The organism is Candidatus Thiodictyon syntrophicum, from assembly GCF_002813775.1.
Lineage (GTDB): Bacteria > Pseudomonadota > Gammaproteobacteria > Chromatiales > Chromatiaceae > Thiodictyon > Thiodictyon syntrophicum.
The window spans coordinates 2,002,716-2,027,211 of the sequence record NZ_CP020370.1; the positions used below are offsets into that span (position 1 = coordinate 2,002,716).

24 protein-coding genes and 1 pseudogene are annotated in these 24,496 nt (G+C 64.7%); 11 read left to right on the forward strand and 14 right to left on the reverse strand.

The features are described from left to right. The first annotated feature begins 200 nt into the window (after positions 1 to 200). The gene (locus tag THSYN_RS08515) at positions 201 to 1,457 is read left to right on the forward strand and encodes a lytic murein transglycosylase (protein ID WP_172965250.1); all 1,257 of its coding nucleotides are present in this window, start codon (positions 201 to 203) and stop codon (positions 1,455 to 1,457) included. Between the two features lie 115 nt (positions 1,458 to 1,572). Here the strand turns inward: THSYN_RS08515 and THSYN_RS08520 are convergent, their stop codons facing one another. Next, positions 1,573 to 1,755 (reverse strand): PIN domain-containing protein, encoded by a 183-nt coding sequence (locus THSYN_RS08520; RefSeq protein WP_100918754.1) that lies wholly within the window; start codon positions 1,753 to 1,755, stop codon positions 1,573 to 1,575. Then, the gene (locus THSYN_RS08525; RefSeq protein ID WP_100918755.1) at positions 1,752 to 1,988 is read right to left on the reverse strand and encodes a DUF2281 domain-containing protein; all 237 of its coding nucleotides are present in this window, start codon (positions 1,986 to 1,988) and stop codon (positions 1,752 to 1,754) included. Before THSYN_RS08525 ends, THSYN_RS08520 begins: the two co-directional genes overlap by 4 nt. Positions 1,989 to 2,592: 604 nt before the next feature. Between THSYN_RS08525 and THSYN_RS08535 the strand changes: the two genes are divergently transcribed. The 5 genes and pseudogenes from THSYN_RS08535 (at position 2,593) to THSYN_RS33565 (ending at position 10,520) form a co-directional block, all read left to right on the forward strand. Beyond that, complete coding sequence (locus THSYN_RS08535) at positions 2,593 to 2,883, forward strand: lytic murein transglycosylase (RefSeq protein WP_100918756.1); 291 nt, start codon at positions 2,593 to 2,595, stop codon at positions 2,881 to 2,883. A gap of 80 nt (positions 2,884 to 2,963) precedes the next feature. Next, entirely contained in the window at positions 2,964 to 3,242 is a 279-nt protein-coding gene (locus tag THSYN_RS08540) for a type II toxin-antitoxin system ParD family antitoxin (RefSeq protein ID WP_100918757.1), read from the forward strand. Between the two features lie 22 nt (positions 3,243 to 3,264). Next, the gene (locus THSYN_RS08545) at positions 3,265 to 3,552 is read left to right on the forward strand and encodes a type II toxin-antitoxin system RelE/ParE family toxin (protein WP_100918758.1); all 288 of its coding nucleotides are present in this window, start codon (positions 3,265 to 3,267) and stop codon (positions 3,550 to 3,552) included. Between the two features lie 972 nt (positions 3,553 to 4,524). Next, positions 4,525 to 8,666, forward strand: a pseudogene (rpoB, locus tag THSYN_RS08550) (DNA-directed RNA polymerase subunit beta). Between the two features lie 111 nt (positions 8,667 to 8,777). Further along, positions 8,778 to 10,520 carry a hypothetical protein gene (locus tag THSYN_RS33565; protein WP_157817532.1) on the forward strand — a complete coding sequence of 581 codons (1,743 nt, stop codon included), beginning with the start codon at positions 8,778 to 8,780 and terminating at the stop codon, positions 10,518 to 10,520. A 315-nt stretch (positions 10,521 to 10,835) separates the two neighbouring features. On the opposite strand, the gene THSYN_RS35760 is transcribed toward THSYN_RS33565, so the two are convergent. The 3 genes from THSYN_RS35760 to THSYN_RS08565 all read right to left on the reverse strand — a co-directional run bounded on the left by THSYN_RS35760 (position 10,836) and on the right by THSYN_RS08565 (position 12,715). Next, positions 10,836 to 11,348 carry a DUF6088 family protein gene (locus THSYN_RS35760; protein ID WP_236848828.1) on the reverse strand — a complete coding sequence of 171 codons (513 nt, stop codon included), beginning with the start codon at positions 11,346 to 11,348 and terminating at the stop codon, positions 10,836 to 10,838. A 171-nt stretch (positions 11,349 to 11,519) separates the two neighbouring features. Further along, positions 11,520 to 12,284 carry a DUF1294 domain-containing protein gene (locus THSYN_RS08560; protein WP_100918759.1) on the reverse strand — a complete coding sequence of 255 codons (765 nt, stop codon included), beginning with the start codon at positions 12,282 to 12,284 and terminating at the stop codon, positions 11,520 to 11,522. Between the two features lie 5 nt (positions 12,285 to 12,289). Next, complete coding sequence (locus tag THSYN_RS08565; protein ID WP_100918760.1) at positions 12,290 to 12,715, reverse strand: hypothetical protein; 426 nt, start codon at positions 12,713 to 12,715, stop codon at positions 12,290 to 12,292. A 140-nt stretch (positions 12,716 to 12,855) separates the two neighbouring features. On the opposite strand from THSYN_RS08565, the gene THSYN_RS08570 reads away from it, so the two are divergent. Both THSYN_RS08570 and tilS read left to right on the forward strand, forming a co-directional pair. After that, positions 12,856 to 13,812: an acetyl-CoA carboxylase carboxyl transferase subunit alpha gene (locus THSYN_RS08570; protein ID WP_100918761.1), complete on the forward strand. Its 957-nt coding sequence runs from the start codon at positions 12,856 to 12,858 to the stop codon at positions 13,810 to 13,812. Continuing rightward, positions 13,812 to 15,197, forward strand: coding sequence for a tRNA lysidine(34) synthetase TilS (gene tilS, locus THSYN_RS08575; RefSeq protein ID WP_100918762.1), 1,386 nt, complete (start codon positions 13,812 to 13,814; stop codon positions 15,195 to 15,197). Before THSYN_RS08570 ends, tilS begins: the two co-directional genes overlap by 1 nt. 1 nt (position 15,198) lies before the next feature. On the opposite strand, the gene trxA is transcribed toward tilS, so the two are convergent. Beyond that, entirely contained in the window at positions 15,199 to 16,062 is an 864-nt protein-coding gene (trxA, locus tag THSYN_RS08580; RefSeq protein WP_100918763.1) for a thioredoxin, read from the reverse strand. 122 nt (positions 16,063 to 16,184) lie between these two features. On the opposite strand from trxA, the gene trxC reads away from it, so the two are divergent. Genes trxC through THSYN_RS08595 form a run of 3 tightly spaced genes read left to right on the forward strand, consistent with a single transcriptional unit; the run spans position 16,185 to position 17,285 of the window. Further along, positions 16,185 to 16,619, forward strand: coding sequence for a thioredoxin TrxC (trxC, locus tag THSYN_RS08585; protein ID WP_100918764.1), 435 nt, complete (start codon positions 16,185 to 16,187; stop codon positions 16,617 to 16,619). A 46-nt stretch (positions 16,620 to 16,665) separates the two neighbouring features. Further along, positions 16,666 to 16,893, forward strand: coding sequence for a hypothetical protein (locus tag THSYN_RS08590; RefSeq protein WP_100918765.1), 228 nt, complete (start codon positions 16,666 to 16,668; stop codon positions 16,891 to 16,893). After that, positions 16,893 to 17,285, forward strand: a complete 393-nt coding sequence (locus tag THSYN_RS08595) for a type II toxin-antitoxin system VapC family toxin (RefSeq protein WP_100918766.1) — start codon at positions 16,893 to 16,895, stop codon at positions 17,283 to 17,285. The genes THSYN_RS08590 and THSYN_RS08595 overlap by 1 nt, the downstream gene beginning before the upstream one ends. A gap of 54 nt (positions 17,286 to 17,339) precedes the next feature. Here THSYN_RS08595 and THSYN_RS08600 read toward each other — a convergent pair whose 3' ends face one another. The 8 genes from THSYN_RS08600 to mnmA form a co-directional block, all read right to left on the reverse strand. Beyond that, positions 17,340 to 17,957, reverse strand: coding sequence for a Uma2 family endonuclease (locus tag THSYN_RS08600; RefSeq protein ID WP_100918767.1), 618 nt, complete (start codon positions 17,955 to 17,957; stop codon positions 17,340 to 17,342). 56 nt (positions 17,958 to 18,013) lie between these two features. Beyond that, positions 18,014 to 20,665 (reverse strand): methionine synthase, encoded by a 2,652-nt coding sequence (gene metH / locus THSYN_RS08605; RefSeq protein WP_100918768.1) that lies wholly within the window; start codon positions 20,663 to 20,665, stop codon positions 18,014 to 18,016. Beyond that, entirely contained in the window at positions 20,662 to 21,090 is a 429-nt protein-coding gene (locus tag THSYN_RS08610; RefSeq protein WP_100918769.1) for a PIN domain-containing protein, read from the reverse strand. Before THSYN_RS08610 ends, metH begins: the two co-directional genes overlap by 4 nt. Next, positions 21,065 to 21,313, reverse strand: coding sequence for a hypothetical protein (locus THSYN_RS08615; protein ID WP_100918770.1), 249 nt, complete (start codon positions 21,311 to 21,313; stop codon positions 21,065 to 21,067). The genes THSYN_RS08610 and THSYN_RS08615 overlap by 26 nt, the downstream gene beginning before the upstream one ends. A gap of 79 nt (positions 21,314 to 21,392) precedes the next feature. After that, positions 21,393 to 22,058, reverse strand: coding sequence for a high frequency lysogenization protein HflD (hflD, locus tag THSYN_RS08620; RefSeq protein ID WP_100918771.1), 666 nt, complete (start codon positions 22,056 to 22,058; stop codon positions 21,393 to 21,395). Between the two features lie 423 nt (positions 22,059 to 22,481). Then, the gene (locus THSYN_RS08630) at positions 22,482 to 22,766 is read right to left on the reverse strand and encodes a hypothetical protein (RefSeq protein WP_100918773.1); all 285 of its coding nucleotides are present in this window, start codon (positions 22,764 to 22,766) and stop codon (positions 22,482 to 22,484) included. Then, on the reverse strand, positions 22,753 to 23,052 hold the full coding sequence (locus THSYN_RS08635) for a BrnT family toxin (RefSeq protein WP_100918774.1): 300 nt from the start codon (positions 23,050 to 23,052) through the stop codon (positions 22,753 to 22,755). The genes THSYN_RS08630 and THSYN_RS08635 overlap by 14 nt, the downstream gene beginning before the upstream one ends. A 268-nt stretch (positions 23,053 to 23,320) precedes the next feature. Further along, positions 23,321 to 24,397 (reverse strand): tRNA 2-thiouridine(34) synthase MnmA, encoded by a 1,077-nt coding sequence (mnmA, locus tag THSYN_RS08640; protein WP_236848829.1) that lies wholly within the window; start codon positions 24,395 to 24,397, stop codon positions 23,321 to 23,323. Positions 24,398 to 24,496 lie beyond the last annotated feature (99 nt).

The following is a 24,496-nucleotide window of genomic DNA, read 5'->3' on the forward strand; positions in this document are numbered from 1 at the left end:
GGATGGACCCCTCGTGACACCGCTTTGCGGAGTCACGCATGTGTAAGGCGCTCTGCGCCGCGAACCTGGCCTTGATGATAACCACACCAGTCAGATTGTTACTGCTGCAAGGAGATCTCTTGCTGTCGATCCGATTGAGTTCAGCCGCGGGCCGTCGTTCGTCGCCGTGCGTCCGGGCCCCGGCGCTATTGCTGGCCGCCGTGTGCGCGTCGCCCTTGGCGGCGCCGCTGGACCCGGGCAAATCCGGAGCCCAGGCGCCGACGGCGTCCCCGGCGTTACCGACCCCGGCGGCGGCCTTCGAGACCTGGCGCGAGGCATTCAGCGCCCAGGCCCTGGCACTCGGCCTGGCGCCGTCCACCCTGGACGCGGCCTTTGAGGGGGTCAGTCCGCTGCCCCGGGTCCTGGCCCTCGACCGGCGTCAGGCCGAATACACCCGCACCTTCTTCGACTATCTGACTGCCGCGGTATCGCCAGCGCGCATCACCCGCGGTCGGGAATTGCTCCAGCGGCACGCCCGATTGCTCGCCGACATCGGGTGCCGTCACGGCGTCCCGCCCGAACTGCTGGTCGCACTCTGGGCGATGGAGACCGACTATGGCACCCAAACCGGCGGCTTCCCCGTCATTGCCGCGCTCGCCACCCTGGCCTGGGACGGCCGGCGGCGCGACTTCTTCACCACCGAACTGATCGAGGCCCTGCACATCGTCGACAGCGGCCAGGCCGCACCCGCCGACCTGACCGGCTCCTGGGCCGGGGCCATGGGACAGCCCCAGTTCATGCCCTCCACCTATCGCCGCTATGCCCGCGACGGCGACGGGGACGGCCGCGCGGACATCTGGCACAGCGTCGCCGATGCCCTGGAGTCCGCGGCCCACTATCTGAGCGCCGCCGGTTGGAACCCGGAACAAGGCTGGGGCCGCGAGGTCCTGCTGCCGCCGGATTTCCCGCTCGCCCAGGCCCGCCTGGGCCTCACCAAGGACATCGATGAGTGGGACCTACTGGACGTCCTGGGTGCCGCCGGGGAGCCGCTGGCCGGCGGCGAGACCCCGGGTTCCATCGTGCTGCCCGCCGGTGCCCAGGGGCCGGCCTTCCTGGTCCTCCCGAACTTCCAGGTCATCTATGCCTGGAACCGTTCCCTGTATTACGCACTCACGGTCGGCTACCTGTCCGACCGGCTGCGCGGCGCCGGCCCCCTGAGCGGTCGGCCGCCGCCGGGGGACCAGGCCCTGCCGCGTGCCCGTGTCATCGTCATGCAGCAGGGGCTCAAGGCCCTGGGATTCGAGCTTGGCGAACCGGACGGGATGATCGGCGTCAGGACCCGTGACGCACTCCAGGACTACCAGCAGGCGCGCGGCCTGCCGGCCGATGCCTATCCGACGGTCGAACTGATCGCCCGGATCGAGCGGGAGGCCGGCCAGGCGGACCAGGAGCGCGCCGGGCGCGCCGCGGGGCCTTGATGGAATTCCCCGAGCACCTTCGGCGCCCCATCCGGCTGAAGCCTCGACCTCCGGTTTGGGCGTGATCGCCCCGTCGTTGCCGGGATGGGGCGCAGCGCAATCCAGGTCTCCGCGCTTATGAGGACTGCCAGTTCTCGACGCGCAACGCGGGCACCCGGCCGAATTCAGAGACGTTACGGGTGACCGCACAGAGTCCGGCGGCGCGGGCGATGGCGGCGATCTGCGCGTCGTAAGGGCCGATCGGCTGCCCTTTCATGAAGGCGATCCAGGCGTTGGTATCCAGCAGGTAGCCGCTCACTCCAGCGACTCACGGGGGACATCCCGGCCCAGGTCGGCCGCGTCGACATCGTCGGGGAAATCGGCGCCCAGGCTGCCGGCAAACCGCTCGATGAAGCCCTGGGTGGTCAAACGCGGGGTGGCTGGCGCCAGGCCGTAACGCGCCTCCAGAAAGCCGATGAAATCGAAGGTCTCCCGTTGCAGGTCGGCCGGCAGGGCGCTGACATGGATGTAAATGGTTTCCGCCAGGTTCATGGTTTGGCTCCGACTTGTCTTGGTGCGCAGGGGTGCGGTCGGCGGTACACGCGAGCGCGGCGAGCGGCTCCAGATCCAGGCGGTCGCTACGCGACAGCGACCGACCCATCGCTTGACCTTGGCCGTGTCACGCGCCGAGTTGCAGGGCAGGCTCTCGGTTGCCGGCGACGCCGATCAGGCGGCTGGCGCCAGTCTATCCGCAGCGCCTGACCGCCAGCCAGCCCCGCGCAGCGATCGACGGACCTGTCCTCGCCAGGGCGGCGTCCGTCCTTGCATCTCGGCGGGCCTTGGTCATCATTGCGGCCGCTCGGCATCGTCGGGTGGACAAGCGCAGCGCAGTCCACCAGCGGCGGCGCGGGATTCGGTGGACTGCGCTATCGCTTGTCCACCCTACCGCGGGATGACGATGGAGGCCCGATGACTCGCCCCGGCCCGCGGTGCCAAGACACCTTCAACTGTGCCGATTTGGACTCCGTAGGGTGCGCCGTGCGCACCTTGAGAGGCTGCGGCTGATCGCCGCGGCCAGGGTTTCGGTCGGCGCCTATTCTTGCGGAAAAGAACCCGAGCCTGGCCCCTTAACTGCTAACCTTAAACTGCTCAGTATTTGAGTGCCGCTGGCTGGAAGCCGGATGAAGGCTGGGGCCGGGAGGTCTTGCTGCCGCCGAATTTCCCGCTCTCCCAGGCGCGTCTGGGTCTCACCAAGGACATCGTTGAGTGGGACCTGCTGGGCGTCCTGGGTGCCGCCGGGGAGCCGCTGGCCGGCGGCGAAACCTTGGGCTCCATCGTCCTACCCGCCGGCGCCCGCGGGCCGGCCTTCCTGGTCCTGCCGAACTTCCAGGTCATCTATGCCTGGAGTCGTTCCCTCGTTAGCGTGGAATTTTTGGGTGATTCGTGATTTGGCCCCGCAGATCACGGGACGGTTTGATGGAAAAGAGCAGCAATATTTACTACCATCGGACCAGGAGGTACTGACCCATGGCAAACGTCGAGAAACTTAGCATCGCCCTCACCCCGGAGATGGCTGTCCTGGTCCGGGGCGCCGTCGAGAGCGGAGAGTATGCGACCACCAGCGAGGTGGTTCGCGAGGCACTGCGCGAGTGGAAACAACGGCGCATCCTCCAGCAAGGTGATATCGAGGAACTGCGGCGGTTGTGGGCCGAGGGGCTCGCCAGTGGTCCCGGCCGCTTCCTGGACATGGACGCGATCAAGGCGGAGGCCCGGCGCCGGTGGGACGAACAGCGGTGGCCTGGGTAGCCCTCTGGCATAGCCACGCACGATGCCTGTCATTCGTCGCACCGCCAGGGCAGAGGATGATCTGGTCGATATCTGGATCTACATCGCCCGCGACAATCCCGATGCCGCGGACCGACTCCTTGAAGAGATTGACCGCAAATGCGTCCTCCTTGCCGAAAATCCCCGGCTCGGACGCGCTCGTCCCGACATCGCCCCGGAGTTCCGCCACTGGCCCATTGGCAGTTACCTGATCCTCTACCGGTTGCTGCCAGATGGAATTGAGGTCGTGCGGGTCGTGCATGGCGCCCGACGACTCGACCGCCTACTGTGACACAGAGAATGATCGAAGTCGGAGTGCTCTCCCTATCTGGTATCGCTGTCGCGCTTATCCTGGTCTGGCTGAATCACGTCCTCACGAACACACGCGAGAAGGCAAAGGAGCGGCGAGCGGCTGGATTGGCTGTTGTCGCAGCGTTCCGACCAGAGCTAGACGCCCTCCGCCAAACGGGCGGGGATTGCCGCCTGATTCTCAATGACGACGCCTATCGGCGCCATGAGTCTGCCGTGCGTAATTTCTCGCCGCACTTATCGTGGTTCAAGCGCATACTGGTACGCTGCGCCTGGCATCAGTTGGCACACCATCCTAAGGACAAGGAGGGCCACATCCCGCTCTATGCACAATATGCAGACTATGGTTCGCTCACGACGAGGCGCCAGGTGCGACCAATCGTCATTGGGAGAATCGAGAAAATTACTTCATTCGCACGGAGATAGCAAGACACCGGACAAACTATATCGCTGAAGTCTGCGCTGAGCCCGTCTTTCAGGATGCGGTGCGCGGCTCTATTCTCGGTTTCTTGGCTGCCTTTTCAGACGTTAATGGCTGCCCGACGATGCGCGATGGCATTGCCGGAAAAGTTCAAAACGGACGACAAGACGGCGAATAGGGAGAAGGCCATTGGTGAATTTTATTGTTGTGGTTTGCCCGCACTGCGGGCGACATTATCCCGAGGTATCCGAGCGATACCTGGGGCAAACTGTCACTTGCTGGAAATGCGAACAGAGTTTCACCGTAGGACCTCAGCCGACCCCAAGTGAACCGCGTATTGCACAGTGCCCCACCTGTAAGAAACTCTACCGGATTCGCCTGGAGCACCTCGGTCGCCGCACGCAATGCAAGAACTGTGGTGAAAATTTCGTTATAAGGGAATTCGACGTTGCCGATCCGGATCACGACCAAGATGCCTGCGCAGTCCGACCCAAAGTCAGAGATCGGGCTTATTGCTTAAGCGAAAAGAAGCGCATCCGCAAAGATTTCAGTAAGCGCCGGGCGATCTTGGATCTGCCCTTCCTCTTGGCGCCCCAGATCGAGTCCTACCGTGAGTTCCTGCAGGCCGATGCGGCGCCTAAAAAGCGGCTGGACGAGGGCCTGCACGCGGCCTTCAAGACCGTGTTCCCGATCGAGAGCTACTCGGGCTACGCGGTGCTGGAGTACGTCAGCTACCGTCTGGGCGAGCCGCCCTTCGATGTGCGCGAATGTCACCTGCGCGGGGCGACCTATGCGGCGCCGCTGCGCGTACTGCTGCGCCTCGTAATCTATGACAAGGAGGCTCCGGCCGGCGCCAAAGTGTTGAAGGACCTCAAGGAGCAGGAGGTCTACATGGGCGAACTGCCGCTCATGACCGAGACCGGCACCTTCATCATCAACGGCACCGAGCGGGTCATCGTCTCCCAACTCCACCGCTCCCCGGGCGTCTTCTTCGACCACGACAAGGGCAAGACCCACTCCTCGGGCAAACTCCTGTTCTCGGCGCGGGTGATCCCCTATCGCGGGTCCTGGCTGGACTTTGAGTTCGACCCTAATGACAACGTCTTCCTGCGGATCGACCGGCGGCGCAAACTCCCCGCGACCATCCTCCTGCGCGCCCTGGGCTACGGGGTCGAGGACATCCTCGGGCACTTCTACCATACTGACACCTTTCACCTTTCGGACGGCATCGTATTCCTGGATCTGGTTCCTGAGCGCCTTCTTGGCGAGACCCTGGGCTTCGACCTGAGGATCGGCAATCAAGTGATCGCCGAGGCCGGTCGACGCGTCACCGCAGGCCACATGCACGAACTCCAGAAGGCCCGGGTGGCACGACTGAAGGTCCCCGCTGAGGTCCTGATTGGTCGCATCCTCGCGCGTACCGTAGTAAATATAGAAACCCGAGTAGTCATCGCCGGGGCCCACACTGTGCTGACCCGAGAACTGACAGCGCACCTGATCGGCCAGGGCGTCAATCGTGTGGAGACGCTGTTCGTCAATGACCTGAATCGGGGACCTTACATCTCCGAGACCCTGCGCATCGACCCGACCACGACCGAGCTCGAGGCGATGGTCGAGATCTACCGGATGATGCGCCCCGGGGAGCCGCCGACCAAGGACGCGGCCCAGAACCTCTTCCACAACCTGTTCTTTACCCCGGACCGCTATGACCTGTCCGCGGTCGGACGCATGAAGGTCAACCGCCGGTTTGGGCGTTCATCCGAGGAGGGCCCGGGCGTGCTCTACGACGGGCGCTACTTCAGCGGACGCACCGACGCCTTCTCCGTCGCCGTGCGCGCGGAGAACGGCGAGACCTCCGACATCATCGACGCGCTCAAGGTCCTGGTGGAACTGCGCAACGGCCGCGGTACCGTGGACGACATCGATCACCTGGGCAACCGGCGTATCCGCTGCGTGGGTGAGATGGCGGAAAACCAGTTCCGGGTTGGTCTGGTACGGGTCGAGCGCGCGGTCAAGGAGCGCCTGTCGCTCGCCGAGTCCGAGGGTCTGATGCCCCAGGAGTTGATCAACGCCAAGCCGGTGTCGGCCGCGATCAAGGAGTTCTTCGGCTCCAGCCAGCTCTCCCAGTTCATGGACCAGAACAACCCGCTCTCGGAGGTCACCCACAAGCGGCGCGTCTCGGCGCTTGGCCCCGGGGGGATCGCCACCGAGCGGGCTGGTTTCGAGGTACGGGACGTACACGCGACCCACTACGGGCGGCTGTGCCCCATCGAGACCCCTGAAGGCCCAAACGTCGGCCTGATCAATTCAATGGCGTTATACGCGCGGACCAATCGCTACGGCTTCCTGGAGACCCCCTACCGCAAGGTCGAAGGCGGTCGGGCCGGGATGGAGATCGATTATCTCTCCGCCATCGAGGAGGGCAACTTCGTCATCGCCCAGGCCAACGCGACCCTGGATCCGGACGGTCTACTGACGGATGCCCTGATGCTCTGTCGCTATAAGAATCACTTTACCCTGAAGCTCCCGCATTTAGTACAATATATGGACATCTCGCCGCTTCAGGTCTTCTCGGTGTCTGCGTCACTGATCCCCTTCCTGGAGCACAACGACGCCATGCGCGCGCTCATGGGCGCCAACATGCAGCGCCAGGCGGTGCCGACCGTGCGCCCCGAAAGGCCGCTGGTCGGTACCGGCATGGAGCGCCTGGTTGCCAGAGACTCAGGCACCTGTATCCTTGCGAGGCGAGGCGGCACCATCGAATCCGTGGATGCCGGGCGCATCGTGGTGCGAGTCAACGACACGGAGCCCGAACCGGGGGTGCCCGGTGTCGACATCTACACCCTAATCAAGTACACCCGTTCCAATCAGAACACCTGCATAGACCAGCGTCCACTGGTATGGCCGGGGAATGTCGTCGAGCGGGGCGATTGGCTTGCGGACGGCTCCGCTACGGATATGGGTGAATTGGCCTTGGGCCAGAATCTGCGCGTCGCCTTCATGTCCTGGAACGGCTATAATTTTGAGGACTCGATCCTGATCTCCGAGCGGGTTGTCCAAGAGGACCGCTTTACCAGCATCCATATAGAGGAACTGACCTGTCTCGCCCGGGACACCAAGCTTGGGCCGGAGGAAATCACGAGCGACAACCCCAACGTGGACGAGTGGGCACTTGACAAGCTCGACGAGTGCGGCATCGTCTACATCGGTGCCCAGGTGCGCGCTGGCGACATCCTGGTGGGCAAGGTGACGCCCATGGGTGAGACCCAACTCACCGCCGAAGAGAAATTACTGCGCGCGATATTTGGCGAGAAGGCGTCCGACGTGAAGGACACCTCGTTGCGGCTGCCAAGGGATATGAACGGCACCGTGATCGACGTGCAGGTCTTCACCCGCGACGGGGTGGAGCGCGACAAGCGTGCCCAGCAAATCCAGGACCAGGAACTCGACCGAGTACGCAAGGACTTCGCGTACCAGGCGCGCATCATGGAGAACGACACCTTCCAGCGCGTGGAGCGCATGCTCATCGGCAAGGTCGCCGACGGCGGCCCCGGCATCTCAAGCCCGGCTCCAAGATCACCAAGACCTACCTGCAGGAGATCACCGAGCGGGGGTCACGCGACCGCTGGTTCGAGATCCGGATGCACAGCGAGGAAGCGGCCGTGCAGCTCGCGGTGCTCGGCAACCAGATCAAGCTGCAGCGCGAGGATTTCCGCGACCGCTACGAGGTCAAGAAGCGCAAGATTGCGAGCGGCGACGACCTGGCCCCGGGCGTGCTCAAGATGGTCAAGGTCTATGTCGCCGTCAAGCGGCGCATCCAGCCGGGCGACAAGTTGGCCGGGCGCCACGGCAACAAGGGCGTTATCTCCAAGGTCGTGCCGGTGGAAGACATGCCCTTCTCCGCCGACGGTGAGCCGGTGGACATCGTGCTCAACCCGCTGGGTGTGCCTTCTCGTATGAACCTGGGCCAGATCCTGGAGACTCATTTAGGCTGGGCGGCCAATGGTCTGGGGGTGAAGATCGAGCGCATGTTGCATTCCCGGACCGCCGTTACAGAATTGCGGGAATTTCTGGAAAAGGTCTATAACAGTAGCGGTACGCGGGAGGACCTCGCGAGTTTCACCGACGATGAGATCCTGGAACTGAGCAGCAACCTGGTGAAAGGCGTACCGCTGGCAAGCCCCGTCTTCGACGGTGCCACCGCAGATGACATCGGTTACCTGACGGCGCTCGCTGATTGCGACAACAGCGGCCAAGGCATCCCGACCGGCCAGGCCATTCTCTACGATGGGCGGACCGGCGACCGCTTCGAGTGCCCGGTGACGATGGGCTACATTTACATGCTTAAGCTTAACCACTTGGTCGATGACAAGATGCACGCCCGCTCGACCGGCCCCTACAGCCTGATTACCGAGCAGCCCCTGGGCGGCAAGGCCCAGTTCGGCGGTCAACGCTTCGGCGAGATGGAGGTCTGGGCCTTGGAGGCTTACGGTGCTGCATTCACCCTTCAGGAGATGCTCACGGTCAAATCCGACGACGTGAACGGTCGCACGAAAACGTACAAGAACATCGTCGATGGTGACCACCGGATGGAGGCGGGAATGCCCGAGTCTTTCAATGTCTTGATCAAGGAGATTCGCTCGCTCGGGATCAACATCGAGCTAGAGCAAGACTGATGTCGTGCTGGAAAATTCCGTGTATGCTCGAACAAAGAGGCAGAGAAAATGACAACAGGCAGATTCAGGAAGTCGTGGATTGAACCGCGGATTGATTGGGACGCGCCAGGCATGCGCTTGATTGTCACGGTGAAACCTGAGAGCAGCGGATTGCTTGAAATGCTTGATGAACAAAGTATTGCGATCGATTATTGTCCTCAGGATATATGCGCTAGTTGGGCTTTCATAAGAAATATAGACCAAGAGTATGTGGAATATCGCTTGCTCGAAGGGGTCCAGCATCTGAATCCTCTGAAAGACTCGTGGGGTCCCGGAAAACCAATCAGACTATTCCTTTATCAAGTCCATTATCTCATCGATGATGACGCAATCGCTTTAGTTGCATCCCTAAATGAGCCTTCCGAATTCTCTCAGTGTCTTCCTCCCGAAGTCCTTGATGCTTGGAAGAAGAGCATGGCAAAGCGCAAGAGTGAGGAGAAAATACCCGGAGATAAATATCCGGAAAAACCTGGTCTCCTGCCTATCGAGGCAAAAAGCTTACGTGATTTATTGCCCAAGGCAAGGTATATGAAGTTTCTTCCACAGGACCAGAAAGCTAAGGAGCAAGCGATACAGCGTAGCATCGATTCCTCCGAGATGGGTCCATCGCGAGATGGGGCATACGCCGTCAGTCTTGGCTTGGATGTCGCGGGACAAGAGGTTGCTGTGATCGCCTGGGAGCCCGAGTCCGATCTGCCCGGCTATCCGGAACTGCGGGAGTGCCTGAGCAAAAGCCTTCCGTCCGCGTTTAAACGTCCGCGGCATAGCTCGGTAGCGCCGCCGATTCTTTTGGACACGGATTCAAGCGCTACCCTCAGCAATGCTGACCTATCCCCAGCCGATAACATCCTTGATCAAGATGAGTTTATAAGCGCGAGTGACTATCGACTGAGCGATAACAGCGAAACCGCGGCTAGGGTAAGGGCACTCATCCAGCAGGGCGGTTTTGAGGCGCTTGGGTGGTACCAAGGATTCCATTCTTGGGGTGAGCGCCATTGGGGAATCTATCTGCACGCCGACCGCATCTATGATTTCGCATGCGCCTTACACAAAGACCTGTCGCAGACAGGCAACCCTAACCCGGCTCTGGGTATCTTTCTGGCTGCTGGACTCGTATACCAACATGAACGCTTTCACGCTCGCGTTGAGGCAGCGGCAACCTGGATCGAAACGCTACGCAGAAAGCCACTTTACCGCCCCTACCACAAGAATGTTTATCAACGGGTAGAATCATCCGCGGACTGGCGTGAAGAAGCCTTGGCCAACTGGACAGCGATAGATTGGATGAGGCGTCGTTTGCCGGACTGGCACAAGCAGGGCCTAGCGCGTAATCCGGATGACATCGAACAGGTCGTTGCGGCATGGCTCGATCTCTCGCCGGCCGGATATCGAGATTGGAGAAAAGGCCAAGAACAGCAGACATGGCGAACGCTTGCGAGCGAACTTGTCACGGCGAAACAGGGAGGAGGCGTCCGGGGGAGGGCGCTCCCGGTAGAAGCACTGCTGCGAGGGCCTTTGCCATTTGACTGGCGCAGCGGTGATATCCCGACGCGGTTCATCGGCAGTTCGCTCGTATCGGATATCTTTTTCTCCAGTCCTTCTCGACGAGAGGCGATAAAAGTCCTAGCTCTCTATGAATATCAAGTGGATACCAAGCGAGGAAAAGGAAGTCACGAATTTTGGGAGGGTAAGGATGGACGTGGATTCCCTCTGCCCATGCGAGATCCCTTGTCCATCAAGGTATTCAGCAATCTACTGGATCATTTCGGTTTAACGAAGAAGGAGTATGTTAATAAAATTCGGCCGCGACTATAGCTTGTTCATCCCAAATCCAATTTTCGGAAAACGCCTGCATCAACTTTCTGGGCTTGACGGGCGCCGCGCAGTCTTGTGAATCATGATCCATTCCTTCAGCTTTCTGTGTCCCCAGCAAACCAACGTGCCGGGATTCTACGGGCCTGGCGGCCCTACTCCTACCCTGGGGTGGGTCAAAACTGTTGGCCGTAGGTGGGTCAGTTTACGTGGTCGCTAACAATCATCCTCCCGGCAAATTTGACGAATGGCCTCGTAAATCCATCCGGTTGCCGTTCGGGTATCGGCGAGGACCTTGAGACGCAGGGCGGGCGGCAGTCAATCGCGGATTCTCGCTATGACCGCGGCGCTGATTGTATCCTGCCCTATCGATTTCAGCCCTTGGACGATGGTGCGGCTCTCAGGCAGGTTGAATCCGGCCTCTTTTAGGGCTGTTCGCTTAAAGACGAGCTCCGTGGCTCCGACCCGATAGGATCGATCCGGCCCGTCGGACAGGTAGAGATACTGGGCCGGCACCTGGGTGGAAAGCCCCATCAGGTTCGGCGCGGAAGGGCCGTTCGGCAGGATGCGCCAACCGAGTTTGCGGGCGAGCGCCTGCGCGACCCGGTCGATGTCCGGACTCAAGGGCTCGCCCAAGAGGAGGCTGTACCGCGGGTAGTCGTAGATCCCCCTCAGGACGCGGCGAATGGCGCCCTGTGTCCACAGACGATGCAGGGCCACATCGAGTGCCGAACGGGTCCCCAGATCCGCCAGATCTGTCTGCGAGAAGGCCCAACCCCTGCCTTTGCCGTAGAGCCTGCTAAGGATTCTTTTGTCAGTCGGTTGAGACATGCAGATAGGTTAGAGCTTGTAAGAAAGAATGGCTATTTTTTCTTACAAAGTCGAGACCGACGCCAAAAAGCCGCGCGGAGGTGGCTGTTTTTCTCTAGGCCAGACGCGAAGCCGCGTACGACCCGCAGAGGGCTCACCGGCCAGCCCGCCCAGGACTGCCCGCGCGAGCCGTCAACGCCCAATCACCACCAGCACCCAGCTACGAAGCAACTCGGGGTCGAAGACCCACAGACCCCAAACGCCCGCATGGATCGCGATGATCAGCCAGAAGGTGATCTGATAGCTTTCCTTCACCGTCTTATGGCGCATGGTCTGTTGCGCGACATAGGCCCCAGGCCAGCCGCCGATCGCCTCGAGTACATGCAGGGATGACTCGGGTATCCGCCAGGTCCCATGGATGGCGCTGTATTTGTCTCGTGCGTAGGCCAGGAAGGCGACCAGGCTGAACAGCGGGTAGGCAAGCAGCGGGATCGGGGTGACCGGCAGGGCGGTCAGGGCGCCCCACAGGCAGAACAGGGTGATGGCGCCGACCGCCAGGGTGAGCGCGTTGAAGGGCAGCGTGCGCAGCGTCTCGTCGCGCCGCCTGGACCGGCCCGCGGTGGATCCTGGGTTTGATCCGGGGGCCGGCTCGGTCGAGCGGGTCGCCTGGCGTCTGGTGGGCCTCGGTGTCCTTGCGGGTTGCGGTGGGGCGGTGCCTGCCGCCCCATCATCAATGATCGCCTTGAGCGCGCGCTGTCCACGGCCCTGTGGATCGTCCACCGCGCTGAAGACGATGCGGGTCCCAATCTCCGGTGCCCAGCCCGGGGGGAGCGCGCTGATGTGCACGAAGACATCCTTGCCGCCCTCAGCCGGCCGGATGAAGCCGAATCCCTTGGCGGCGTCCCAACGGACCAACTGCCCCTCGCGTAACCGCGTCCGGTCGGTTTGAATGGCCATAATTCCTACCAGCAAGGCGTCATCACACTCGACATGATCCCCATGGCGTCCCCCGGCATGGGCATCGGCATCCCGCCCCAGCCGCCGCCCGCCTTGACCCGGATCAGGTACTCGGCCCACTGGAGCGGCCGCGGCAGGTAGCCGGTCTGGGCGGCGATGAGGTGCAGTTCATCGACGAAGGCGCGGTCGCAGGGGGTCTCGGACCAGGCGCCGGCGATGCAGAGGTCGTGACGCATGCAGGCGGCGTCGAAGGCGTCCACCGGCGGGAGTGCCACCGCGGACGGGTGGCCGGGGCCGCACCAGTTGCCGTAGAGGGGCACACATTTGAAGGCCTGGGCCGGGCCAGCCGGCAGCAGCAGGGCGGCGAGGACGCCGATCAGGGCGATGGCAGGGGCGCGCGCGGGCGCGGGAACCTTCTGTTGTTTGCACATGGGTCTGTATCCTGGGGATGGGTTCGGCTATTGTGCCCCACCGGGGCGCCGCGGCAAGTCTGCGGTGTCCTGCACACGGCGCCCCCCGGCGGTCCGAATCTCACCGGTATGCCCCTGATTTCGATGATGTGATTGCGGCTATGGATCTGAACTTTCTCGATTTTGAACAACCGATCGCCGAGCTCGAGGCGAAGATCGAAGAGTTGCGCCTGGTCGGGCACGACAATGAGATCAACATCGCCGAGGAGATCGAGCGCCTGGAGAAGAAGAGTCGGACCCTGACCGAGTCGGTGTTCGCGGGCCTCTCTCCCTGGCAGATATCCCAGCTCTCGCGCCACCCCCAGCGGCCCTATCTGCTGGACTACACCCGGCGCCTGTTCGACGAGTTCCACGAACTGCACGGGGATCGCGCCTACGCGGATGATCCGGCCATCGTCGGCGGTCTGGCGCGCATGGATGGGCGCCCGCTGATGGTGATCGGGCACCAGAAGGGGCGCGACACCAAGGAGAAGATCGTGCGCAACTTCGGGATGCCGCGTCCCGAGGGTTATCGCAAGGCCCTGCGCCTGATGCAGATGGCGGAGCGCTTCCGACTGCCGATCCTGACCTTCATCGACACCCCGGGGGCCTATCCGGGCGTGGGCGCGGAGGAGCGGGGCCAGAGCGAGGCGATTGCCCGCAACCTCCAGGTCATGTCGCGGCTGCGCACCCCCATCCTGTGCACGGTGGTGGGGGAGGGCGGCTCCGGCGGGGCCCTGGCCGTCGGCGTGGGCGACCGCCTGCTGATGCTGCAATACAGTACCTATTCGGTGATCTCCCCGGAGGGCTGCGCGTCCATCCTGTGGAAGAGCGCGGACAAGGCCCAGCTGGCGGCGGACGCCATGGCCATCACCTCCACCCGGCTCAAGGAGCAGGGCCTGGTGGACCTGATCATCCCGGAGCCCTTGGGCGGTGCCCATCGCGACCCGGACGCGGTGGCCCTGTCGCTCAAGCGCGCCCTGTCGGGGCAGTTGGACATGCTCCAGGAGATCGACCTGGATACGCTCATCGCCGAGCGCTACGCGCGCCTGATGGGCTACGGCAAGTTCAAAGAGTAATGCCCGGTTTCGATCCGCAATCCCTCGTTGCGACGCTGGCCCCCTTCGAGGCGGCGGGCCGGGTCTGGATCGCCTACAGCGGTGGGCTCGACTCCACCGTCCTTTTGCGCGCCGCCGCGGCGGTGCGTGAGCGCCTGCCCGGGCCGCTCTGGGCGGTGCATGTCGACCACGCGCTGCATCCGGATTCCGGACGCTGGGCCGAGCACTGCCGGGTGACCTGTGAGGACCTCGCCATTCCGCTGCGCGAGTGCCGTGCCGAGGTGAAGCCGGGGCGCGGCGAGAGTCTGGAGGCGGTGGCGCGGACCGCGCGCTATGCGGAGTTCTTCGCCCTGCTCGCCCCGGGCGATCTGCTGCTCACCGCCCACCACCTGGACGATCAGGCCGAGACCCTGATGCTGGCCCTGATCCGCGGCAGCGGTGTGCACGGCCTGGCCGCGATGCCGCTGGTGGCGGACCTGGGACTGGGCCGACTGGTGCGCCCCCTGCTCGGGCATCCACGCGCGGCCCTGGAGCAGTATGCCCGCACCCTGGGCCTGACCTGGCTGGAGGACCCCTCCAACCGGGAGCCCGCCATGGATCGCAACTACCTGCGTCAGTTGGTCCTGCCGCTGCTGCGCGAACGCTGGCCGACGGTCTCCGCCACCCTGGCGCGCAGCGCCGCGCACTGCGCGGACGCGGCGGCCCTGGTGGATCTCGCGGCCGGGCGTGAACTGGCGGGACTCGGCGGTGAGCGCCCGGGGACCCTGTCGATCCCGGGCCTGGCGCGGCTGGAGCGGACCCTGCGCAAGGCCGTATTGCGCCTGTGGCTGCGGCGGCGGGGCTTTCTCGGACCGGACAGCGCGCACCTCGGGCGCATCTTAGACGAGGTCCTGCCGGCGCGCCCGGACGCCGACCCCTTGGTCGCCTGGCGCGGTTGTGAGGTCCGGCGCTACCGCCAGGACCTCTTCGCGCTGCGCCCCCTGCCGCCGGTGCCGACGGGACCGGGGCTGCCGTGGGACCGGCCGGTGCTGGAACTGCCCCATGGCCTGGGCACCCTGGAGCGGGTCGCCGACGCTGAACAGATGGCCCTGATGGGTCCGGTGCGGGTGCGCTTCGGGGTGTCGGAACTCAGCTGCCGCCCGCCCGGGGGCGCCCACCAGCGTCCGCTCAAGAAGCTCTTTCAGGAGGCCGGGGTCCCGCCCTGGCTGCGGCCCTATGTGCCACTGGTGTTCGCGGGCGACGACCTGGTGGCGGTGGTCGGGGTCTGTGCCTGTGCGCAGACGCAGGGGGTGCCGGACCACGCAATGCTCACCGCCGCCGAGGTCCCCCTCACCGCGCTGGCGCCGACGGCGCCCCAGGTACGCTGGAGTGGGCACCCCTGGGAGTCGCTCGGCTATTTTCGGTGATCTAGTAAAGCACCGTCATCATCCGCGCCCGGAAGCGGGTCACCAGTTCGCCCTGGCCGCCCAGCAGGTCGAAGACGGCCACCATACCCTTGCGTGCGGCGTCGTCGCCATAGGTGCGGTCGCGCTTCATCAGGGCCAGCAGACCCTCCAGGGCGCCCTCGAAATCGCCGGCCAGCACCCGGTGGGCGGCGAGCAGATAGGCGGCCTCGCTGTCGTTGGGGTCGGCCGCCAGCCGCCGGGTCAGGTCCACGGGGGCGGGGGCGCCGACCAGGGCCTGCGCGAAGCGCAACTGCCCGCGCAGGGCCGCCACCTCCGGGTCCTGGGCGAGTTCGATCGGCAGGCGCTCCAGGAGCGCGGCGGCGCCGCTCAGGTCGCCTTGCGCCGCCGTGAGTTGCACCCGCGCCAGGGCTACCCGGGCGTTGGACGGGTCCTGCGCCTGCGCCTGCTCGATCAGGACCGCGGCGCGCTTCAGATCGCCGGCCGCCATCAGGTCCTGGGCCTGGGCCAGCAGCCCGTCCCCGGGTTGCGGCAGGTGCCGGTCCAGGAACTCGCGCACCTGCCCCTCGGGCAGGGCGCCCATGAACTGGTCCACCACCTGGCCGGACTTGAACAACTGCACCGTGGGCAGGTTGCGGATACCGAAATGGGCGGCCAGGGCCTGCTCCTCCTCGGTGTTGACCTTGGCCAGGATAAACTTGCCGGCGTAGGCGTCCGCCAGCTTGGCGAGCACCGGCATCAGTCCCTTGCAGGGGGCGCACCAGTCCGCCCAGAAGTCCACCAGGACCGGGCGGTCGAAGGAACCATCGATCACCACCGCTTCAAAGTTCGCGGCGGTGACTGTAACGATATAGGGGGATTGGGCCATGGGTGGGCTCCGGGGCTGGTGATTTGGTCTAATTGACGCAAAATAGGTGTCAGCGTCGGGGGAATCAAGCTCCAGCGCCCGGGCGCGCCACCCCGATCGACCCGTTACCCGAGGAACCACCCATGTCCGAGAGTCTCCACATCATCTGCCCCGCCTGTGACGCCATCAACCGGGTCCCCGGCGCGCGCCTGGGGGCGGACCCCAAGTGCGGTCAGTGTCACCGCCCGCTCTTCACCGGTGCCCCGGTCGCCCTGGACGAGGCCCGCTTCGCCCGCTTCCTGGCCCGCGACCAACTGCCCCTGCTGGTGGACTTCTGGGCGCCCTGGTGCGGCCCCTGCCGCGCCATGGCCCCCGCCTTCGAGTCCGCCGCCCGCGCTCTGGAGCCGGCCTTCCGGCTCGCCAAGGTCAATACTGAGGAGGCCCAGGGGCTGGGCGCCCGCCTGGGGATTCGCAGCATCCCCACACTCGCCCTGTTCCGCGGCGGCGCCGAGGTGGCGCGCACCGCCGGTGCCATGGATGCCCACAGCATCGTCACCTGGGCCAGGCAGCATGGGTGAAGCGGGCCGCCGGGCATTGAACGATCTATCTCAGGAGCGCTGACCCATGCAAGTAGAACGGCGGTTTGAGCAGGTTAAGAATCGGCGGGTGTCCATTGAGTTGCCGGACTGCTTCAATGATCGGCACGTCGAGATCATCGTTTTGGCGTTGGACGAGCCCCGCAATGAGACGCCGCGCGTGCAACGTTGCCCCCATCCCGATATCGCAGGCCAGGTCAGGATTTACGGTGATATTCTCAGTACGGTTCCGGAAAGCGACTGGAATTTGCCGTGATGGTCGTGCTCGACACCCATATCTGGTTGTGGTGGATCAATCGCGAGCAGGCCCGACTCAAGCCGGCGTGGACAGCGCGCATCGACAGCGCCGAGCAGGTCGGTGTCTCCGCGATTTCCTGTTTTGAGGTGGCTTGGCTGAACCACCACGGCCGCATCGAGCTGCCCGGTCCCCTGCACGACTGGTTCGAGAAGGCGCTGGACGGTTCCGGCATTGCGTTGTTGCCGATTACACCGGAGATCGCTCGCGTCGCGGTCGAGCTTCCCGAGCACCACCGTGATCCTCAAGACCGCCTGATCATCGCAACCGCCATTGCGCGCGACGCTATGCTCATCTCGGTGGATGAGAAGTTCCTCCTTTATTCGGAACTCGCCGGGCACTTAATGCAGTGATATCCGTGCCGGTCAGGATGCAATCGGATGCCTATGGCAGCACTGGCATGCAACTCAGCCCGCGGATGACTTCAGTGCCGTCCGCAACCCGCGTACCGCCTGGGTCTGGCTCGGGTAGGCCATGAAGCGGACGATGAGATCCGGGTCGAGATCCGGCAGGAGGCGGCTGCGCTGGGTCTGGGTATAGGCATCGCCCTCAAGGCAATAGATGCGCAGGGCGCCGTTTTGCCAGAACCACACCTCCGGGACGCCCAGGCCGCGGTAGACCTCCAGCTTATCGATTCCGCCCGAGCTCCAGATGACCTCGACTGCGAGATCCGGAATGGTCGGGGGGGCCGTCCAGACACCCAGCACGTAGCATTCATCGGCCTCGACGCCCCGGGCCTTGGCCTCTTTGCGCACGGTCCAGGAGCCGCAGCCCTGAAGCTCGAGGCCGCGCTCCTCGGCGTAGGTCTCGATGAGGCGTCCAAGCAGGGTCTTCTGCGTCTCATGGTCGATGGCGGGTGTCATCAGTTCCACTTCTCCGTCGAGATAGGTCAGGCGCGTGCCGCTACTCTCGCCGCGCATGGCGAGCAGCGCCTCGTAGTCCTGCCAGCGGATACCGTGCAATTGCACCCGCTGGTCCAGGGTCTCACCCGGCGTATTGCAGCGAGTCGGTGTGGTCGTACTCATGCCAGTTCTCCGGCGGTGGTCTGCGTCTTGGCGGTATTGGTCCCCACACCGGGCATTCATTCCACGTCATAGGCGAGATTGGGCCCCAGCCAGCGTTCGATCTCGGCCACCGGCATCCCTTTACGCTCGGCATAGTCGCTGACCTGGTCGCGGTTGATCTTGCCGACGGCGAAATAGCGGCTGTCGGGGTGGGAGAAATAGAGCCCGGAGACCGCGGCGGTGGGGACCATGGCCTTGGATTCGGTGAGCCAGATGCCGGTGTTGCGCTCGGCGTCGAGCAATTGCCAGAGCAGGTCCTTTTCGGTGTGGTCCGGGCAGGCGGGGTAGCCCAGCGCCGGGCGGATGCCCTGGTATTGCTCGTCGATCAGGGCGTCCGCGGCCAGGCGTTCATCCTCGGCGTAGCGCCAGTGGCGGGTGCGCACGCGCTGATGGAGCATCTCGGCCAGGGCCTCGGCGAGGCGGTCGGCCAGGGCCTTGAGCAGCAGGGCCGAATAGTCGTCGAGTGCGGCCTCGAAGCGCTTGACGTGGGCGTCGATGCCCTCGCCCGCGGTGCAGGCGAAGCCGCCGATGTAGTCCGGGATGCCGGTATCCGCCGGGGCGATGAAATCGGCCAGACACTCGTTGGGTCGACCCGCGGGCTGCTTGCCCTGCTTGCGCAGGCAGTGGAAGGTGACCAGGGGGTCGCCCCGGGACTCGTCCGCATAGACCAGGATGTCATCGCCCACCGCGTTGGCCGGGAAGAGCCCGATCACCGCGTGGGCCGCGAGCCACCGCTCCGAGATGATCCGGTGCAGCATGTCGAGTGCATCGGCGTGGAGTTTGCGGGCCTCCTCGCCCTTTTCCGGGTCGTCCAGGATCTGGGGGAAGCGGCCCTTGAGTTGCCAGGCATGGAAGAAGAAGGTCCAGTCGATATAGGCCGCGATCTCCGCGAGCGGGATGTCCTTGAAGACCTGGATGCCGGGCTCCGCCGGGGTCGGCGGCTGGTAATGCTCCCAGTCGATGGGGGTGCGGTTGGCCTGGGCCGCGGCGAGCGGGATGAGGTCCCGCGCCTCGTCGCGGGCGGCGCGGCGCACGCGGACCTCTTCATATTCGGTGCGGATGGCGGCCACGTAGTTCTCCTTCAGGTCTTTGGACAGAAGGCTGCCCACCACGCCGACGGCGCGGGAGGCGTCTTTCACATGCACGACCGGGTGCGCGTAGTGGGGCTCGATCTTGACCGCGGTATGGAGTTTGGAGGTGGTCGCGCCGCCGATCAGCAGCGGCACCGTGAACCCCTGGCGCTGCATCTCGCGCGCGACGTGGACCATCTCATCGAGTGACGGGGTGATGAGCCCGGAGAGCCCGATGATATCCGCCTTGACCTCGCGCGCCCGGGCCAGGATGCGGTCCGCCGGGACCATGACGCCCATATCCTCCACCGCATAATTGTTGCATTGCAGGACGACGCCGACGATGTTCTTGCCGATGTCGTGCACATCGCCCTTGACGGTGGCGAGCAGGATGCGGCCCTGGGTCTGCCCGGTGCTCTTCTCCTGCGCCAGGAAGGGCTCCAGATAGGCGACCGCGCGCTTCATGACACGGGCGGACTTGACCACCTGGGGCAGGAACATTTTGCCCTCACCGAAGAGGTCGCCCACGACATTCATGCCGTCCATGAGCGGGCCCTCGATCACATTGATCGGCCGGCCGAGCGTCTGGCGCGCCTCCTCCGTATCGGCCTCGATGAAGTCGGTAATGCCCTTGATCAGGGCGTGCTCGATACGCTTGGCGACCGGTCTATCCCGCCAGGACAGGTCCTGTTTGTTCTCCATCCCCGAGCCGTCGCCCTTGTATTTGGGGGCCAGGTCGATCAGGCGTTCGGTGGCGTCCGGGCGGCGATTCAGGATCACGTCCTCCACCGCCGTGCGCAACTCCGCCGGCAGGTCGTCATAGACGGCCAACTGGCCGGCGTTGACGATGCCCATATCCATGCCGGCACGCACCGCGTGATAGAGGAATACGGAATGGATCGCCTCGCGTACCGGGTTGTTGCCGCGGAACGAGAAGGAGACATTGGAGACGCCGCCGGAGACCCGGGCATGGGGCAGGTGGGCCTTGATGCGGCGGGTCGCCTCGATGAAGTCCACCGCGTAGTTGTTGTGCTCCTCGATCCCGGTGGCGACGGCGAAGATGTTGGGGTCGAAACAGATGTCCTCGGGCGGGAAGTCGAGTTCGTCGACCAGGATACGGTAGGCGCGTTCACAGATGGCGAACTTGCGCTCCTGGGTGTCGGCCTGGCCCTGCTCGTCGAAGGCCATGACGACGATGGCCGCCCCGTAGCGCCGGCACTTGCGCGCCTGGCGGCGGAACGCCTCCTCGCCCTCCTTCATGCTGATCGAATTGACGATCGCCTTGCCCTGGACACATTTGAGTCCGGCCTCGATCACCTCCCATTTGGAGGAGTCGATCATGATCGGCACCCGGGCGATGTCCGGCTCCGCGGCGATCAGGTTCAGAAACCTGGTCATGGCCGCCTTGGAGTCCAGCATCGCCTCGTCCATATTGATGTCGATGACCTGGGCGCCGTTTTCCACCTGGGCCCGCGCCACGGCCAGTGCGGCATCGAACTTGCCGTCCAGGATCAGGCGCTTGAAGACGGCGGAGCCGGTGACATTGCTGCGCTCACCGACGTTGATGAAGGTGGCGGTGGGACGGGCTTGAGTGGTCATGGCAGCTCGCGAAAGGGGTTTTCGACCATCAGGCCGTCGAAGTCGCGGCCGTGTTGGAGGTCTTCGGTATAGAGGATGCGGGCCTTGGCGCGACGGGCGGCTTCGACGATCAGCGCGTCCCAAAAGGCGATCTGATCCTGGCGACCGCGCGCGATCGCGGCGAGAATCAGGGGGGGGTCCTCCACCACCAAGGGGTAGCGGGCAAACTCCCGCACGGCCATTTCAGCCACCTTCGAGGGTAATGGCGGGTTCAGCCGCCGCGTCGTGACCCAATAGAATTCCTTGAGGACCTGGGTACTGACAGCCAATTCAGCCGCTCCGCCGGCCCTGTCGATCAGGGCCATGGCCCGGGTTCGCTTGACCCCGGCGTCCTTATCGTAGGCATAGATAAAGACGTTGCTATCGGCGAAAAACCGGACGGTCATAGATTTCCTCGCGAGTCCAGGTGCGCCCTTCGGGACCGGAGCCGGCCTCCGATTGGCTTGCCAGTTCCAGGATGCGGTCGGTGGCCTCGCGGGCGGCCGAGCGGTGGTCCGCGTAGGCGTCCAAAAAGTCACGCACGACGGCGTTGACCGAGGTGTTCTCGGTCAAGGCGCGCAGCCGTGCCCGTTTCAGGGTCTGTTCTGCGATGGTTACGGTCAGATTCATTGACGGGTCTCCGGGGTCGACACGAGATCAGTGTAGCACGGCAATCGCGCGGCATTGCCGCCCGGCGGGTCCCGCCGACTCAATCCGTATCCGTCGGGGGTCCGCAATCCGCCGGTTGTCGATTGCTGGCCTGATCCAGATAGCGGCGCGCCTGCATCAGCAGGTGTTTGTGCCCCAACAGGATCTGCCAACGACTGCCGCCCAACTGGCGCCACAGCCGGGCGGAGCGGATGGCGGCGAGCAGCAGGGCGCGGATACGCACCTGGTTGTCCGGGTTCTGGAGGTGATTGGAGGCGCCGCGGACCAGGATGCGGGGTTTGAGGTGGCTCAGGGTCTCGCTGTAGAGGTCGGCGAACCGGGCCAGGACGTCGGGGTGCAGCAAGGGGCAGCGTTCATGCAGCACCGCGGCCCCCGCGATCCCCTCGCCGATGCGCTCCAGCAGCTCGGGCTGGGCGGACAGTTTACGCTCCAGCCGGATGACCGAGGCGGCATAGCGGGTCAGCTCCAGATCGCGCTCGGGCCTGCCGGTGAGCTGGGCGACGAGTTGGCGCGCCCCGTTGGCCATGGCCCCGGGGGGGCCGTAGACCGCCGCGGTGTCCACTGCGTCGATTTGCAACAGGCTGTAGATGCAGGGCTCCATGGCCGCGGTGTCGGCGCTGCCGGTGCGGGCGATACGCATCACACAGGCGACCGCCTGGTAGATGCCGGCGAGTGCGGTCACGCGGTCCTGATCGTCGTGGGCCATGGGGTGCTGCGGCTCCGGTCCGGGAAGGTCTTTGAAGGTGCGACAGGATACCAGCGACGCCGGGCGCGCGCCCGGGGTCGCGGGGGCGCGGGTGCGATCAGATCTGATGTGTTAACGCATATCTCGTAGGGTACGCATCGCGTACCTTACAGCTACCGGACGTTCCCACGGACCGGGCGTCGTTGTCGTTGTCGTTGTCGTGATCGTGGTCGGATTGTTCGATTACGACAACGACAACGACAACGACCAGGACAGCGTACCCGGGATCTTGGTCACCGGGCGGGACGGGGTTTGCAACCCCGTCCCGAACGTTTCGAGGCCGGCGCCCATAGCGGATGCGGCCGCAGCTTCAAACGATTACGGGCGGGGCGAATGCCCCGCCCGGCCCGAGATCGACGGCGGGAGCATGGGTGACTCCGGACGCTAGGCCCCGACCTCCCGCGCCGCCTCGTCCAGCAGGGCCTCCGGCACGCCCCGGCGCTTCAGCGCCGCGACCAGCCGCGCCGCGGGTCCGAAGTGCAACTGTGCCTCGTCGCGTCGCAGCCCCTCGCTGACATAAGACTTCAGCAGCGCTTGGTAACCGGAAAAACCCTTGCGGGGCGCGACCTCCTTGAGCGACTCCACCACGTCCACGGGGATGCGCAGCGTAATGGTCGTCATCGGCCGGTCCGTCGCCAGCCGGGTCTTGATCAGTTCAGGAATGCTCATGTTTGCGCCGCTCCTCGTTGGTCGCCCGACGGGCGGAAATGATGCGGATATGGTCGCCCTTGATCACGATATGCACCACGAACAGCAGGCGGCCGGTCTCGTCATACCCGATGATCGCATCGCGCGCTTGCGCGTTGCGGTCGGCCGGGACCAGCCGAAATAGTGGGTCGAAAAACACGGTCGCCGCCTGCTTGAAGGTGACCCCGTCGTGGCGACCGGGGTTGAGCGCAGCCTTGTCGCTGTCCCAGACGAAGGTCGCCCCATGGTGCTCGTAGAGGAAATCCATGGGACCCAGTGTATGTGGTGTCTTTAATTTGTCAATACAGGCGGAGGGCATCGCGCTACCGCCCAGGCGTGCCGTGAACGTCGCGCAGCGACGCCGTGGGAGCGGCTTCAGCCGCGACGGGCCGCGCGGAGAACGCGGCTTCGGAGTTCGCCGCAGCGCCCGGGGCGGGACGGGGCATTCGCCCCGTCCCGAACCTTTACTGCGTCGCCGATTCGTACCCTGGGCTGGGAGGTTGGGCCGCCCGGACCGCTAGCGCGCTCGATCCGGGCTACGGGGACATCGCCCGCTCCACCGTCGCCCCGCCCAGGCAGGTATCGCCGGCGTAGAAGACCACCGCCTGCCCGGGCGCCACCGCGCGCTGCGGCTCGACAAAACGCACCTCGCACCCCTGGTCGCTGATCATTGTGATAATGCACGCCTGTAAGGGCTGGCGATGGCGCAGCCGGGCCTCGCAGGGGAAGGGCAGGGGGCCGGGCGGCAACCCGCGAATCCAGTGCAAGTGGTCCGCGGCGAGTGACTGGGACTGCAACAGCGGGTGGTCTCCCCCCTGAACCAGGATCAGCGCATTGCGTCCCGGGTCCTTGGCCGCGACGAACCAGGGGGCATCGGTTCCGCCCAGCACCCCGCCGACCCCTAGCCCCTGGCGCTGGCCGATGGTGTAATAGGTGAGCCCCTGGTGCTCCCCCAGCCGGCGGCCGTCCGGGGTCTCGATCGGCCCGGGTTCGCGCGGCAGGTAGCGGGCGAGGAAGTCGCGGAAGCGGCGCTCGCCGATGAAGCAGATCCCGGTGCTGTCGCGTTTCTCGGCGTTGTCGAGTCCAAGGCCGCGGGCGATGGTGCGCACCTGGGGCTTGGTGAGGTCGGCGAGCGGAAACAGCGCATGGCCCAATTGGGATTGGTCCAGCAGGTAGAGGAAATAGGTCTGGTCCTTGTTGGGGTCGGCGCACAGGCGCAACCGGCAGCCGTCCGAGTCGCGGGTGATGCGGGCATAGTGACCGGTCGCGATCCAGTCCGCCCCCAGCCCCAGGGCATGGTCCAGGAAGGCGCGGAACTTGATCTCGCGGTTGCACAGCACGTCCGGGTTGGGGGTGCGTAGCGCACGATAGTCCGCCAGGAACGACTCGAATACCTGGTCCCAATACTCGGTCGCGAAGTTGACCGTGCGCAACGCGATGCCGAGCCGTTGCGCGACCGCCGTGGCGTCCGCCAGGTCCTGGGCGGCGGCGCAGTAACCGGGCGCGTCGTCCTCCTCCCAGTTCTTCATGAACAGGGCCTCGACCCGGTAGCCCTGCTCGATCAGCCGGTGGGCGGCGACCGCGGAGTCGACCCCGCCGGAGAGACCGATCATGACCCGGTCGCCGGGTGCGGGCTGCCGCGCAGTTGCCTGAGGCTGATGCGTCATGCTGGAAGAGAAGGAGATTTGCGTTCATTTGCGTTCATTTGCGGC